The sequence below is a fragment of the Micromonospora sp. BQ32 genome (assembly GCF_059358895.1).
Window position 1 is genome coordinate 172,506 of sequence record NZ_JCADBI010000011.1, and the last position, 13,774, is coordinate 186,279.

Annotated in this window: 10 protein-coding genes; 6 read left to right on the forward strand and 4 right to left on the reverse strand. The window is 70.3% G+C overall.

What is annotated here, in order from left to right:
• Positions 1-165: 165 nt before the first annotated feature.
• The gene (locus AC5L30_RS21415; protein WP_494869381.1) at positions 166-1,248 is read left to right on the forward strand and encodes a LacI family DNA-binding transcriptional regulator; all 1,083 of its coding nucleotides are present in this window, start codon (positions 166-168) and stop codon (positions 1,246-1,248) included.
• 146 nt (positions 1,249-1,394) lie between these two features.
• Positions 1,395-4,856 (forward strand): alpha-glucuronidase family glycosyl hydrolase, encoded by a 3,462-nt coding sequence (locus AC5L30_RS21420; RefSeq protein WP_494869382.1) that lies wholly within the window; start codon positions 1,395-1,397, stop codon positions 4,854-4,856.
• Positions 4,857-5,084: 228 nt separating this feature from the next.
• Here the strand turns inward: AC5L30_RS21420 and AC5L30_RS21425 are convergent, their stop codons facing one another.
• Positions 5,085-8,081 carry a glycoside hydrolase family 95 protein gene (locus AC5L30_RS21425; protein WP_494869383.1) on the reverse strand — a complete coding sequence of 999 codons (2,997 nt, stop codon included), beginning with the start codon at positions 8,079-8,081 and terminating at the stop codon, positions 5,085-5,087.
• Between the two features lie 412 nt (positions 8,082-8,493).
• Here AC5L30_RS21425 and AC5L30_RS21430 point away from each other — a divergent pair, with 412 nt between their 5' ends.
• Both AC5L30_RS21430 and AC5L30_RS21435 read left to right on the forward strand, forming a co-directional pair.
• Positions 8,494-9,501, forward strand: coding sequence for a DUF3800 domain-containing protein (locus tag AC5L30_RS21430; RefSeq protein ID WP_494869384.1), 1,008 nt, complete (start codon positions 8,494-8,496; stop codon positions 9,499-9,501).
• 60 nt (positions 9,502-9,561) lie between these two features.
• Entirely contained in the window at positions 9,562-10,437 is an 876-nt protein-coding gene (locus AC5L30_RS21435) for an alpha/beta fold hydrolase (RefSeq protein WP_494869385.1), read from the forward strand.
• 7 nt (positions 10,438-10,444) lie between these two features.
• Here AC5L30_RS21435 and AC5L30_RS21440 read toward each other — a convergent pair whose 3' ends face one another.
• Entirely contained in the window at positions 10,445-10,675 is a 231-nt protein-coding gene (locus tag AC5L30_RS21440; RefSeq protein WP_494869387.1) for a hypothetical protein, read from the reverse strand.
• Between the two features lie 96 nt (positions 10,676-10,771).
• On the opposite strand from AC5L30_RS21440, the gene AC5L30_RS21445 reads away from it, so the two are divergent.
• Together AC5L30_RS21445 and AC5L30_RS21450 are read left to right on the forward strand one after the other, a co-directional pair.
• Entirely contained in the window at positions 10,772-11,497 is a 726-nt protein-coding gene (locus AC5L30_RS21445; protein ID WP_494869389.1) for a TetR/AcrR family transcriptional regulator C-terminal domain-containing protein, read from the forward strand.
• A 168-nt stretch (positions 11,498-11,665) separates the two neighbouring features.
• Positions 11,666-12,064: a hypothetical protein gene (locus AC5L30_RS21450; protein ID WP_494869390.1), complete on the forward strand. Its 399-nt coding sequence runs from the start codon at positions 11,666-11,668 to the stop codon at positions 12,062-12,064.
• Between the two features lie 15 nt (positions 12,065-12,079).
• On the opposite strand, the gene AC5L30_RS21455 is transcribed toward AC5L30_RS21450, so the two are convergent.
• Both AC5L30_RS21455 and AC5L30_RS21460 read right to left on the reverse strand, forming a co-directional pair.
• Entirely contained in the window at positions 12,080-13,249 is a 1,170-nt protein-coding gene (locus AC5L30_RS21455) for a hypothetical protein (protein ID WP_494869391.1), read from the reverse strand.
• Positions 13,246-13,764, reverse strand: coding sequence for a SigE family RNA polymerase sigma factor (locus AC5L30_RS21460; protein ID WP_494869393.1), 519 nt, complete (start codon positions 13,762-13,764; stop codon positions 13,246-13,248). Before AC5L30_RS21460 ends, AC5L30_RS21455 begins: the two co-directional genes overlap by 4 nt.
• Between the last annotated feature and the right edge of the window lie 10 nt (positions 13,765-13,774).

Here is a 13,774-nt window from a genome sequence, read left to right on the forward strand (position 1 = left end):
GTCATCCCTGCTGATTGAGACAGCCGGCGCGCCGCGGCGGCAACGGGTTGCCATGTATTGCCTCGCGCGAATGCGGATCGGGCAGCTGGATTGTTGCGGGGGCATTGCCGAGTATTCACGGCCGCCATACCATGATCACGGCGCGTAGCCGGGAGGAGCATGAAGATGCCCGACCACATCAGGCCGCCCGAGAAGAGAGTCACCATCTACGACGTCGCCGTCGAGGCGGACGTCTCACCGTCCACGGTGTCCCGTGCCTTCTCCCGACCGAGTCGCGTCAACTCCGAGACCGCCGAGCGGATCCGGCAGGTCGCCGAGCGGTTGGGCTACCGCACCAATCCCCTCGCTCGCGCCCTCACCACGTCGCGCACGCAGATGATCGCGCTGGTCATCGCCGACATCACCAACCCGGTGTACGCGGAGATCGTGCGCGGCGCGCAGGAGGCGGCGACGGACGGCGAGTACACCACCGTGCTCATCGACGCCCAGGAGTCCGACCGGCTGGAACGGGCGGCGGTCGAGCGCGCCATGTCGACAGTCGACGGCATCGTGCTGGCCAGCAGCCGGATGTCCGACTCGGCCATCCGGATGGTCGCCAAGCAACGGCCGGTGGTGGTCCTCAACCGCGCTCTCGCCGACGTGCCCTGCGTCGTCACGGACAACCCCCGTGGGGTGCGGCGGGCCGCCGAGCACCTCGGCGAACTGGGGCACGACCACATCACCTACGTCGCGGGACCGCAGGCGTCCTGGCCCAACGGCGTCCGCTGGCGGTCGCTGCTCGAAGCGGGCATGGAACTGGAGATCAAGGTCCGCCAGATCGGGCCGTTCAGCCCCACCATGGCGGGAGGTGAGCGGGCCGCGCAGGAGCTGTGTGCGCGTCCCGCGACGGCGGTCCTCGCCTTCAACGACCAGATGGCCATCGGGATCATCCGCGGCCTCAGCCGGATGGGCGTCAACGTTCCGGGCGACGTCAGCGTCGTGGGTTTCGACAACATCCTCGCCGCCGACATCGTCACACCCGGGCTCACCACCGTCGCGGCGCCGCTCTACGCGGAGGGTTCGGCCGCGACCCGGCACCTGCTCACGATGATCGAGGGGGCGCCCGGGCACACCGGCCGGCCGATGGTCCTGCCGGTGCGCCTCGTGGTTCGCGACTCGACGGCCGTACGCAACCCGAACCCCGGTCGGACCCGACCAGCGTGGGTACGGCAGCGGTCCGTGACCGACCCGGCGGCCCACCGGCCGTGAGGCCGTACCGCCCCGCGACAAGAAACGACAACTCGTTGCCGAGGCGGAGCCGTGCCGGGAAGGATCGGCGCGCATCCATCCAGCAACGTCGTTGCGCTCGCGGGACGGACGCAACGACGCCCCAGCGGACGAACGAGGAGATGGCGATGAACCGAGCTTCGGTGCCCCGGCTACGGCGAACCCTCATCGTGCTGGGCACGGCACTCGCCACGGTCGCGGCCACCCTGACGGTCGCCACCACCACGCCGGTCGCTGCGGCCGCCTCACCGGACGACTACAGCGGCTCCGACCTGTGGCTGCGGTACGTGCCGGTCGACGACGCGAAGCTGCTGCGCGACTACCGCCGCGCGGCCACGGCGATCGTGGTCGAGAACGCCGACGCCACGAAGGTCCACCGGCACACGACGGACCTCGCCATGGCTCCCGGTTCCACCGAGAAGCTTGTCGAGACCACGCTGGGCGCCGCACGGGACGAACTGGTACGCGGCCTGGGCGGGCTGCTCGGTCAGCCGACACCCGTGGCCACGGTCGACGGCGGCACCGTCCCGGACGGCGCGGTCGTGGTGGGCACGCCGGCGAGTTCGCCGCTGGTAAGCCGCAGCGTCGCCACCCGCGACCTGGCCAAGGTGGGCAACGAGGGCTACCTCGTCCGCTCGGTGTCGAAGGGCGGGGCGCGGTTCACCGTCATCGCCGGCAACACCGACCTCGGCGCCCTGTACGGCACCTTCGCCTTCCTCCGGCTCCTGCAGACCCAGAAACCCATCGACCACCTCCGCGTCGCGGAATCACCGAAGATCAAACATCGGTTGCTGAACAACTGGGAGACCGAGCGTCTCTACGCCGGCAACAACGCCTCCGGGCTGGGCGGGCTGAACGGGGAGAGCGGGGCGATCTTCAACTTCGCCGCGACCGGGGCCAGCGCCGGCCGGAATCTGCCCGTCATCCTCGACCGCTACCTCGTCATGGCCCGCGCGCTGGCGTCCCTGGGCATCAACGGCATCACCATCAACAACGTCAACGCCGACAACGCGTACCTGACGAGCGCCCGCATCGCGCAGGAGGCCGCCCTCGCCGACGCGCTGCGTCCGTACGGCATCAAGCTGGGCCTGTCGATCCGCTACACCGCCCCCACCGACAGCCGGTTCGCGCCGGACACCCTGACCAACAGCCAGCTCGACCCGTACGGCGCCGATTTCCGGGGCTGGTGGCACCGCCGGGCCCAGCAGATCCAGGCCGCGATCCCGGACTTCATGGGCCTCACCGTCAAGGCCAACTCCGAGGGCCAGCCGGGGCCACAGGACTTCGGGTACGACCACGGTGACGGCGCCAACGCCATCGCCGCCGCGGTGGCGCCGCTCGGGATGACCGTGCACTGGCGGACGTTCGTCTACAACGCCGAGGTCGACAACGACCGGCTCAAGCGGGCCTACCTGGAGTTCGGGCCGATCGACGACGAGGTCCAGCCGGACGGCAGCCGGGGACGCTTCGCCGACAACGTGTTCCTCCAGACCAAGAACGGGCCACTGGACTTCCAGGCCCGGGAGCCCATCCACCCGATGTTCGGTCGGATGGAGAACACCAACCAGGCCCTGGAACTCCAGATCACGCAGGAGTACACCGGCCAGAACTGGATGCTGGCCTACCTCGGCCCGATGTACGAGGAGATCCTCAAGACCGACACGTACGCGACCGACGCGAACGGGAAGCTGCTGAAGAAGCGCCTGGTCGGCAACATCGTCGACGGGACCGCCCAGCACCACCCGGACACCGCCATCGTGGGTGTCGCCAACCTCGGCAACGCCGACAACCTGACGGGGCACCACTTCTCCCAGGCGAACCTCTTCGCCTTCGGACGCCAGGCGTGGGACTGGACGCTCGACGCGGCGGACATCGCGACCGACTGGACGCGGATGACCTGGAGCAACGACCGGCGCGTCGTCGACACCATCCGCAAGATGATGATGGGGTCGTGGGAGTCGCTGGTCAGCTACCAGACCCCGCTGGGCATCGGCCACCAGTTCGCCGAGGGCGCCCACTACCGTCCCGACCCCGCCGACTGGGCCGGCCGCGACGACTGGAGCCCGATCTACTACAACAAGGCCGACAGTGTCGGTCTGGGCTTCGACCGCTCCCCCACCGGCAGCAACCTGGCCGCCCAGTACTTCCCCCGCCTACAACAGCGCTACGGGAACATCGACTCGGTTCCGGAGAACCTGCTGATGTGGTTCCACCACGTGCCGTGGGGCCACCGGATGGACAGCGGCCGGACGTTCTGGAAGGAGCTGGTCTACCGCTACCAGATGGGCGTGCAGTACGTGACCTGGATGCGGGAGACCTGGGACACGCTCCAGACCGAGATCGACGCACGCCGGTTCGCCGAGGTACGCGCCAAGCTGGCGGTCCACGAGGCGGACGCCGCCGACTGGCGGGACACCTCGGTGAACTACTGGAAGGAGTTCAGCGGTCGGGACATCCCGGTCGACGACGCGCCGCTGTCGGCGACGATCGTGGTGAACGGGAAGAGTTTCGGCGGCTTCAACCTGTCGGACACCTCGTACACCATCCCGGTTCCGGCCGGGGCATCGCCGACCATCACCACGGTGCGCACGGCCGACCGGAAGGCCCGCTACGAGATCATCTCCCAGGCTGCCGGCGTACCCGGTCAGGCGGTCGTCAAGGTCACCACGGAGAGTTTCTTCGGCCCCCTGGTGAAGAACTACGTCTTCAACCTGGTGCCCGACACGACGCTGACGGCCCTGCGCGTCGACGGCGAGCGCCTGGCGTCCTTCTCGCCGACGGTGCTGCGCTACAACGCCCTCAGGCCGGCCGGCACCACGACCGTGCCGACGGTCACCGCCAGCGCCGCCGACCCCGCTGCCTCGGTCACGGTCGAGCAGGCGACCAGCCCCACCGGCCAGGCACGGGTCACCGTCTCGAACGGCGGCGCGTCGTCGGTCTACACCGTCGACCTGAACACCACCCTCACCGGCAGCGACGAGTTCGACTCGACCCAGCTCGGCCCGCAGTGGCAGTGGGTCCGGCCGGACGAGAGCAGCCGGCGTCTGGCCGACGGGTCCCTGGTCGTCACCGCCCAGCAGGGCGACCTCCAGGGCAACACCAACACCGCGAGGAACCTGGCCCTCCAGGATGTCGACGGCGACTGGACGGCCGAATCCCGGGTCGTCTTCTCCCGACCGCTCGCCACCAACAACGAGCAGGGCGGTGTTCTCGGGTACGCCGACGACAACAACTACGTGAAGCTCGCCTGGGAGATGGGCAACGCTACCGCGGCTGTCCACAAGGCCCGGATCGTCTTCCTGCGCGAGCAGAACGGCACGGTGTCGACACTGGAGATCACCGGCGCCGACGCTCAGCGGATCGTCGGAGCCGACGGCGCCATCTGGCTGCGACTGACCAAGGTCGGTGACAGTTACCGCGCCTACTACTCCACCGACGGAAGCGTCTACCGCTACATCGGCTCCCAGACGCTGAACGCCGAGGCGACGAAGGCCGGGCTGCTGGCCTTCAACCGGGCCGGCACCTCCACCGACCTCGACGTCGCCTTCGACTACTTCCGGATCGAGAGCCGCGGCGAGCGCATCCGCTGAACCAGCATGCCGATGTGCTGTTGAGCGGTATACCTCAGAGTCATATTCATACCTCTGAGGTATACCGCTCAATACCGCGTCCGCCCCGACGGAGCCGACCGACAGGTCGCCACCGACCGCCGGCTGCGCCCACAGCCCGGAAGCCACCGCAGCACCGCAAGCCGCGACCGGGCCCGTCCCCGGTTGGGACGGGCCCGGTCACGCTCCCCCAAGCGGGACTCGTTGCCGTCAGCTCCCGATCGCGATGGCGAAGATGTGCATGGTCGGCACGTTCGTCGCGGCGCGTGCGCTGATGTTGGGCAGCACGACCGAGGCCACCGCCTTGCTCTGCAACGCGACACCCACGTAGTAGATGCAGGCGGCAGTGGCCTGGCGGCCGTTGTTGGGCCGGTTCTGGTACGCGGACACGATGGCCGCGGTGCCCCCGGAGTGCGGTCCGCCGTACCAGTCAGGCGTGCTCAGCGTGAACGTCTGGCGGGTGCCGTCGGCGTAGACCACGGTGCCGGTTCCCGACACCGCGCCGTAGGTGCCGGTGAGCAGGAAGCCGAGCGTGCTGCCGGTGCCGGTCACCCCGATGGTCTGGCCCGAGGCGATGGCGTTGTCGGCGGCCCCGGAGCTGACGTTGGGCCAGCGGAAGTTGACCCCGTTGCGGCTCACCGTGCCACCCGGGCTGGCGCCGGCCTGCGCCAGGGCCTGCGCGGAGAGCGAAGCCCCGCCGCCGTCGAAGTTGCCGACGTTGGTGTTGCTGTCGTTGGTGATGCCGACGTTGCTGAAGCTCTGCTCCAGAGTCGGTGTGGTGGCACCGGAACTGGTGACCCGGTAGGTGCGTCCGGCCTGCACGGTGACGTCGATCAGGTCGGAGTCGATCCGGGTGGTCCGGGCCGCCGTCCCGTCGGCGGTGTCGACCACCGTGACGGTGCCGGTCAGGATCCGGGAGCGCAGGCGGACGGTGCCGGCCCGGTCCGGTCGGATGAGGATCTCGCTGGCCTGGCCGCTCGCCCACGTGATACCGACCGTGTGCCCACCCCGGCCGCGCAGGCCGGTCACCCGTCCGCTCGGCCAGGCCGGCGGCAGCGCGGGCAGAACGTGCAGTTCACCGGCGTGGCTCTGCAACAGCATCTCGGCGATGCCGGCGGTGGCGCCGAAGTTGCCGTCGATCTGGAACGGCGGGTGCAGGTCGAACATGTTCGGCGCGAGTCGGGCGGTGGTGGCGAGGTAGCGGATCAGGTCGTGCGCCCGTTTGCCCTCCTCCATCCGAGCCCAGAAGTTGATTTTCCAGGCCAGCGACCAGCCCGTTCCGTCGTCGCCGCGCAGCGCCAGGGTCCGCCGGGCCGCCTCGAACAGCTGCGGCGTGCCGCGCTTGGTGATCTGGTTGCTGGGCGCCAGCCCGTACAGGTGCGAGATGTGCCGGTGGTTGGGCTCGGTCTCCACCCAGTCGTAGAGCCACTCCATGATGTTGCCGCGAGAGCCGATCTTCATGGGTGGGAGCCGGTCCCGGGTGGCGCGAACCTGCGCCCGGAAGGTGCTGTCCACGTCGAGGATCTCGCTCGCCCGGGCGCACGCGTCGAACAGGTCCCGCAGGATCTGGTTGTCCATGGTGGGGCCGGCGCACACGCTGGCGTTCGCGTGGTGGCTGAGCTCCGGCGAGTTCGACGGGTTGGTGACCAGGTAGCCGAGGGTCGGCTCGGTCACCAGGGTGTTGAGGAAGAACTGCGCCGCGCCCTTCATGGCCGGGTAGTTCGTCCGCAGGAACTCGATGTCGCCGTTGAACAGGTAATGGTCCCAGATCAACGTGGACAACCAGGCGCCGCCGGTCTGCCACATGCCCCAGAACGCGCCGTCCACCACCGCGGTGGCCCGCCACGCGTCGGTGTTGTGATGGGTGACCCAGCCACCGGCGCCGTACTGCACCTGGGCGGTCCGCGCTCCGGTGACGGCGAGATCTCTGACCATGTCGAAGACCGGGCTGTGGCACTCGGCCAGGTTGGTGGTGTTGGCCGGCCAGTAGTTCATCGGCAGGTTGGCGTTGATCGTGTACTTCGAGTCCCACGCCGGAGCCAGCGAGTCGTTCCAGATGCCCTGGAGGTTCGCCGGCTGGGTGCCGGGTCGCGACGACGAGATCAGCAGGTACCGGCCGTACTGGAACAGCAGCGCCGAGAACTGCGGGTCGTTGACGCTGTTGTGCTGGGCGATCCGGACGTCCGTCGTCTGGTCGGCCGCCGACGTGCGGCCCAGGTCGAGGGTGACCCGGCCGAACAGCGCCTGGTAGTCGGCCACGTGCCGGCTGCGCAGCTGGTCGAAGCTGCTGGCCCGGGCGGCGGTGAGGCGCTGCCGGGCGATGCCCTGGTAGTCGCCGCCGACGTTGCGGTAGTTGACGTAGCTGGAGCCGATGGAGATCAGCAGGGTCACGCTGTTGGCGTTGGTCACCCGCAGGGTGCCGCCGGAGCTGGACACGCTGCCACCGCTGATGGTGGCGTTGGCCAGGGCGAGGAAGCGGACCGCGCCGGTCACGCCCTCCATGTTTCCGGAGACGCCGTCGAGGCCGATCGTGGTGCCGTCCGGGCTGGACACCGTGGTGCGCTGCGGGCTGTCGAAGGTGGCGGTGAAGCTGATCGAGCCGGTCCGATCGGCGGTCAGTCGCACCGCGATGACCTGGTCGGGCGCGCTCGCGAACACCTCCCGCTGGTGACGAACGCCGTTCAGCACGTACGTCGTCGTGACGGTGGCGGTGGTGAGGTCGAGCGTCCGGTTGTGCTGTGAGGCCCCGCTGGCGGATCCGAAGGCAAGCCGGAGGTTGCCGACGGTCTGGTACGCCAGCTGGCCGCCGGGGTTGCCCATCATGGTCTGGTTGATCAGATCCTGGGCCTGGGTCCACTGGTTCGCGTTGACCAGCCGCCGGATCTCCGCGAGCGATCCCGCGCCTCTGGGGTTGCTGGGGTCGTGCGGGCCGCCGGCCCAGACGGTGTCCTCATTGAGCTGAAGTCGCTCGGTGTCGACGTTGCCGAAGACCATGGCGCCGAGTCGGCCATTGCCGATCGGCAGCGCCCGCAGCCAGTCGGTGCCGGCCCCTTCGTCGTACCAGAGCGCGAGGTCCCCGGCGGCCAGCACCTGCGGCGGCGCCACCGCGCCCGCCTGGGCCACGGCGGTCCAGGGCACCGGCAGCAGAGCGCCACCCGCGCCGGCTGCGCCGATCTTCAGGGCTTGCCGTCGGGTCAGGTCTGACATCGATCCTCCAAACGGTGACCAGTCCGGCCACCCCGAAGCGGGACAACTGTGGGACTCGACATGGGGATCCGCTTGGTGGGGCCAACCGGGACCCTGCCTGAGCAGGCCGACGCCGGGCTTGGCGAGCCAGACATCTGATGTGTTTCGGGAAGGTTACTCCGAGGCCACAGAATAGGCAACGGTCGATCGATGGATGGATGTCGCGCCACCCTGGCCGGTCAGCAAGATGCATAGGCGGGTGAGCAGCGGCGGACCGACGCGGCACAGCGCGGTGATCCGCCGGAAAAATGCCGACGACAACCAGCCCGGATGGACATACATCAGATGTACGCGGTCGGACGGCTCCGTACGCAATCGGGTTGTTCTCCGCCGGCGCACGGGTGACCATGGGCGGCATGGCGGGAGCTCGGGGGTGAGATCGCCTCTTCAGGGTGGACTGCCGCCGGGCGGCGCGGCGGTGGTCGGCGCCGTGGTGGAGATCGCCTGCGACGAGTCGGGATTCTCGGGCACGAACCTGCTGCACTCGACCGCCCCGGTGATCACGCACGCGAGCGTCGACCTGTCCGTCGACGAGGCGGTCGCGCTCATCACCGCCCTGCGGTCCGGATTCCGGTTCGCACCGCAGGAGCTCAAGTCCGGCCGGTTCCTGCGCGGCTCGGGTGCGGAAGAGGCACTGGAGTGGTTCCTGGCGGCGCTGGCCGGCCGCGCGCACGTCCACCTCATCGACAAGGAGTTCTTCCTCGTCACCCGGATCGTGGACTTCCTGTTGACCGAGCCGTCGTACGCGGCGGGCACCCGCCTTGCCCGCGAGCACCATCCGGCTGCGCTCGCCCTGCACGAGGCCGGGCGCTCGACCGGAGGCGACTGGGGTGCCTTCCTGTCGGCGTTCGTCGATCTGGTCCGGATGAAGCGGCGGCTTCCGGTCGGCCAGACCGTGCGGCGGTTCTTTCAGGCCCGGGACGCGCTGCGGCGACACGGGCTCGGCACGGTGGCCGACGCCGTTCTCGACGGGCTCAACCCGAGCCACGTGCGGGCCGTGGTGGCCAGGCTCGACGTCGACGACCGCACGGTCCCTCCCCCACTGGAACCGTTGCTGCCGGCGCTGGCGGAGACGGTCCTGTCCTGGAGCGGCGGCCAGCGACAGGTGCTGGTGACCCACGACGAACAGAGCGCCCTGACGGCCGACCGGCTGACCCGCCTCCAGCGGGTGTTGGCCGACGACGGCGACGGTTCGGTGGCCGGCGTCAACCGGGCCGGGGCGTTGCCGAACGGGGTGTCACCCCTGGCCGGCCTGGTGATGGTCGACTCCCGCGACGACCCGCGCGTGCAGGTCGCGGATCTCCTCGCGGGAGTGGCCCGGCGGATGCCCGGCATCATCGACGACGCGCTCCGTCAACCGCCGCCCGCTCCCGCAGGGTGACGGGCCGGCTCGCCGCCCGCAAGGCACCCCGACACAGCCAGCCGGCCGTAGTCTCATCGAATGCAGGACATCCAGACGCACACCCTGGTCATTCCCGGCGTCGACCTGGTCTACGACGTCCGCGGCCCGCTCCCTCCCTCCGGCGCCCATCGTGCGCTGCTCCTGATCGGCCAGCCGATGACGGCGGAGGGCTTCACCGCGCTCGCCCCGCACTTCACGGACCGCACGGTCCTCACCTACGACCCGCGTGGCCTGGGCCGCAGCGTCCGCAAGGACGGTCGGTCCGACCACACCCCGCAGCAGCAGGCCGCCGACCTGCACGCGCTCGTCCAGGCGCTCGACGTCGGTCCGGTCGACCTGTTCGCCAGCAGCGGCGGCGCGGTGACCGCACTCGAACTGGTCGCCACCCACCCCGACGACGTCGCCACCCTGGTGGCGCACGAACCGCCGATCAACGCCGTGCTCCCCGACGCCTCAGCCGCCGAGCGCGCCCGGGCCGGCTTCTACGAGGCGTACCAGGCGAAGGGTTCGGGTGCGGGGATGGCCGCGTTCATCGCCATGACGTCCTGGCAGGGCGAGTTCACCGATGCCTACTTCGCCCAGCCCACTCCCGACCCGGCGATGTTCGGCATGGCCGCCGACGACGACGGCAGCCGCGACGATCCGCTGCTGTCGCAGAACTCATGGGCGATCACCGACTACCGCCCCGACGCCGGCGTGCTCACCGCCGCGCCCACCCGGATCGTGGTCGCGGTCGGCGAGGAGTCGGCCGGCACGTACACCGCCCGCACCGCCCTGGGCCTCGCGGCGCTGCTCGGCCAGGAGGCCGTGGTGTTCCCGAGCCACCACGGCGGGTTCCTCGGCGGCGAGTTCGGTTACGCGGGCAAGCCCGAGGAGTTCGCCGCGCGGCTGCGGGAGGTGCTGGACGCGGGCTGAGCTCTGCTCAACGGGCTGCGTCGGAGTAGACCTCGACGTCGTAGAGCAACTGCACGTCGCGGCGGCCGTTGGTGATGCCGACGAAGACCGGATCACCGGCCGGGGTGTGGCCCTGGCGCCACACCTGCTCCCGGGCGGCCTCCCGCGACTCGTGATGGGTCCTGCCTTCCTGATGCAGTTGCAGCACCCGACGGGCGGTGCTCCGGTCACTGTCGAGATGGACTCGCAGGAGAGGCATATCGGGACCTCCTTGCGCCAACCGTCACTCCAACTTGCCTACGGACAATCACCTTACCGTCGTTAAATTAGCTGTCCATCTGTTTAGGATGCGTCCATGACCCCCGTCGAGCCCGGCATGGCCACCTCGTCCTCGGTGGCGCGACCGGACGACCACACCGCGCCGCCGGTATGGCTGCGAGCGGCGCCGTCGCGGGCGCGACGGAAGCCGCCCCTGACCCTCGATCGCATCGTGGACGCGGCCGTGATCGTGCTGGACGAGCTTGGCACCGAGGGCCTGACGATGCGCTGCCTCGCGCAGCGGCTCGACGTGACGGCGACCGCGTTGTACTGGCACGTGAGGACGAAGGACGACGTCCTGGACCTGGCCGTCGACCGGATCTTCGGCGATGCACCCGTTCCGGACGCGAGCGACAACTGGCTGGAGGACATCCGTGTCCTCGCTCGCGCCTGGCGCGGCGCCATGCTGGACCATCCCTGGGCGGCAGGGCTCGTCGGACGCCCCATGCTCGGTCCGAACGTGCTGGCCCGCACCGAGTTTCTGCAATCGGCGCTGGTACGCGGCGGCTGTAGCGGGCTGCACCTCGCGGTGGCGACGCGCCTGTTGGCCAACTACGTCATCGGCACCTCGCTCACCGAGGCCACCTGGCGACGGACCACGGAGCCTGAAACCAGGGCCGCGGCCCGCGCCCATATCGTGGCGAGCGCCAACGCCTATCCGACCCTCGACGCCTCGGGCCATCTCGACGACACCCGATGGGACGACGACCTGTTGTTCGAGGAGGGCCTCAACGGCATTCTCCGCGCAGCGGCCCGGCGCTAGCGAGCCCACCGGTACCGGTGCCATCAGACGTCGCCAGTCCCGGACCGTCCGAAACGAGGAGGAGGCCGGAGCTCGTGCAGATGGCCCGACCAGCCGTATCGTGGGACGCGGAGACGACGATCCGCCGTCTTCGATGAAACGCCTCCCGCGACGGTCGAGGAGAACGAGATGATCGGTCTGGCAACCGTCGGCGCAATCGTGGGCGTCCTGCTCGTCGGTCTTGTGGTCCTGGTCCGTAAGCCGGCCGACGCTCGGTCGGTGCTCAGATGGTCGGCCCTGGCGATCACCGTGCTGGTGGCCGCCGCGCTGACTCCCTTCACGGTGGACGACTCGGGCACCGCGGCCAGCTATCTGCTCGGTGTTCCCGTCGTCGCGGCGCTGCTGCCCGTGCTCGCCCAGCGGGTCGGTCGGCTGACTCTGGTCGCCGATCTGGTGGCCGCGCTCGTCCTCGCCGGCTGGGGTCTGCTGCTCGGGCTGGGCATCGGTGTCGCGTTCCTACCAGCGGCGATACTTTTGATCGCCAGCGCCGCGGGCACCTGGGCGCCGCGATCGTCCACCACCACGTGACCCGGTGACTCGCGGTCAGCCGGTGCAGCGCCACACCAGCGGCCGATACGCCTGCTTCTCGTAGACGGCCCCGACCACCGTCAGACCGTCGTCGCTGATCCCCTCGGCCGTGTACGTGCCCGCCGCGGTCGCCCGGACCTCGGGTCGACCCGGCAACCGACGGGAGGTGCCATCCGGGGCGACGACCAGCGGCGCACCGTCGGTGACCAGCACCTCCCCATTGCCGGCGATGCCGCTCGCCCCCGGGAAGGGCAACAGGCTCACCGCCCCGGTGGCGAGGTTCCACCGCACCGGCAGCATCTGCACGGCGCCGCTCCGCTCGCCGCCGGGGACCATGCCGATCGCCCATTCGCCCTGCGCCGAGTCGACCGACGCCCGCGGGTAGCCGTCGGGCACCGTCAGCGCCGCCCCGACGCCCTGCGGCGTCCACCGGTAGGGCCGCTCGCCCATCATGCCGACGATCGTGCCGTCCTCGGTGATTCCGGTCGCGGCCGATCCCCGCTGGCCGACCAGCCGGTACTTCTCGGGGTGGTCCGTCGACCACAGCACGGCCTGGTGCGAGTCGTCGGACCTGCGGGCGGTGCCGACGATGTCGCCCCGGCCGTTGAGCGCGTGCACGAGCACCGCGTCGTAGCCGGGCGGGGTGGCCAGGGAGCGCAGCTTCCCGTCCCGGAACAGCCAGCCGGTGCCGTCGCCGTTGGTGCCGACCACATAGCCGCTGGCGTTGACCGCCGCCGCGTGCCGCGCGGCCGCCGGCAGGACGACCGGCCGACCGTCGGTCCACAGCACGACCCGCCCGTCCTCCTGCCCGGTCCCGATGTCGCCGACGATGTGTCGCCCGGTGGGGTCGACTGCGTTGGCCACCGCGACCGGACCGCCGACCGGCTGCGGCAACCACGACGCCTGGCAGGTCACCGGCGGGCGCGGGGCGGCCGACGCGGTCCCCGCCGGTGACACCGCGAGCGCCGGCGGGGTGGGAACCGGCGGACCGGCGGTCCCGCCGACCTGGACGGCACCCACGACACCGACGCCGGCCAGCACCGTCAGCGCGGCGATCCCGCCGACGCGCCGACGCTGGCGGCGACGTCGGCCGTCGCGGACCGCCCGGTGCAGGTCGACGCGCGGCTCCGGTACCGGCACCGACCGCAGCAGCTCGGCGATCCGCTGATCGTCCACCGTGGTCATCTCGGACTCCTCACTGCCATCTCGGTGACGTCGAGCACCTGGCGGACGGCCGCCAGCGCCCGAGCCGTCTGCGACTTCACGTTGCCTTCGGAGCAGCCCATCGCGGCGGCCGTGTCGGCCAGCGACAGGTCGCACAGGAACCGCAGGACCAGCACGGTGCGTTGGCCGCGCGGGAGGCGGGCGAGCGCGGCGAGCAGGCTGTCCCGCTCGGCCAGGTCGTCGTGCGGCGTCACCGGTGAACGCCGTTCCGGCTCCGGCACCGACCCCAGCAGCCGCACCTTCGCCCAGCTCAACCGCTTCTCATCGACGAGCTTGTGCACCAGCATCCGATGTACGTAGGCGTCGACGTTGTCGGCCCGGCTGACCCGGCGCCAGTTCACGTAGAGCGCCGTGACCGTCTGCTGCACCACGTCGTCGGCCAGATGGGCGTCGCCGCACATCAGGAACGCGGTCCGATGCAGGCTCGGCAGTCGCGCGGAGACGTACTCCACGAACTCACCCTCGGCATCCACCATCGAGGCTCCC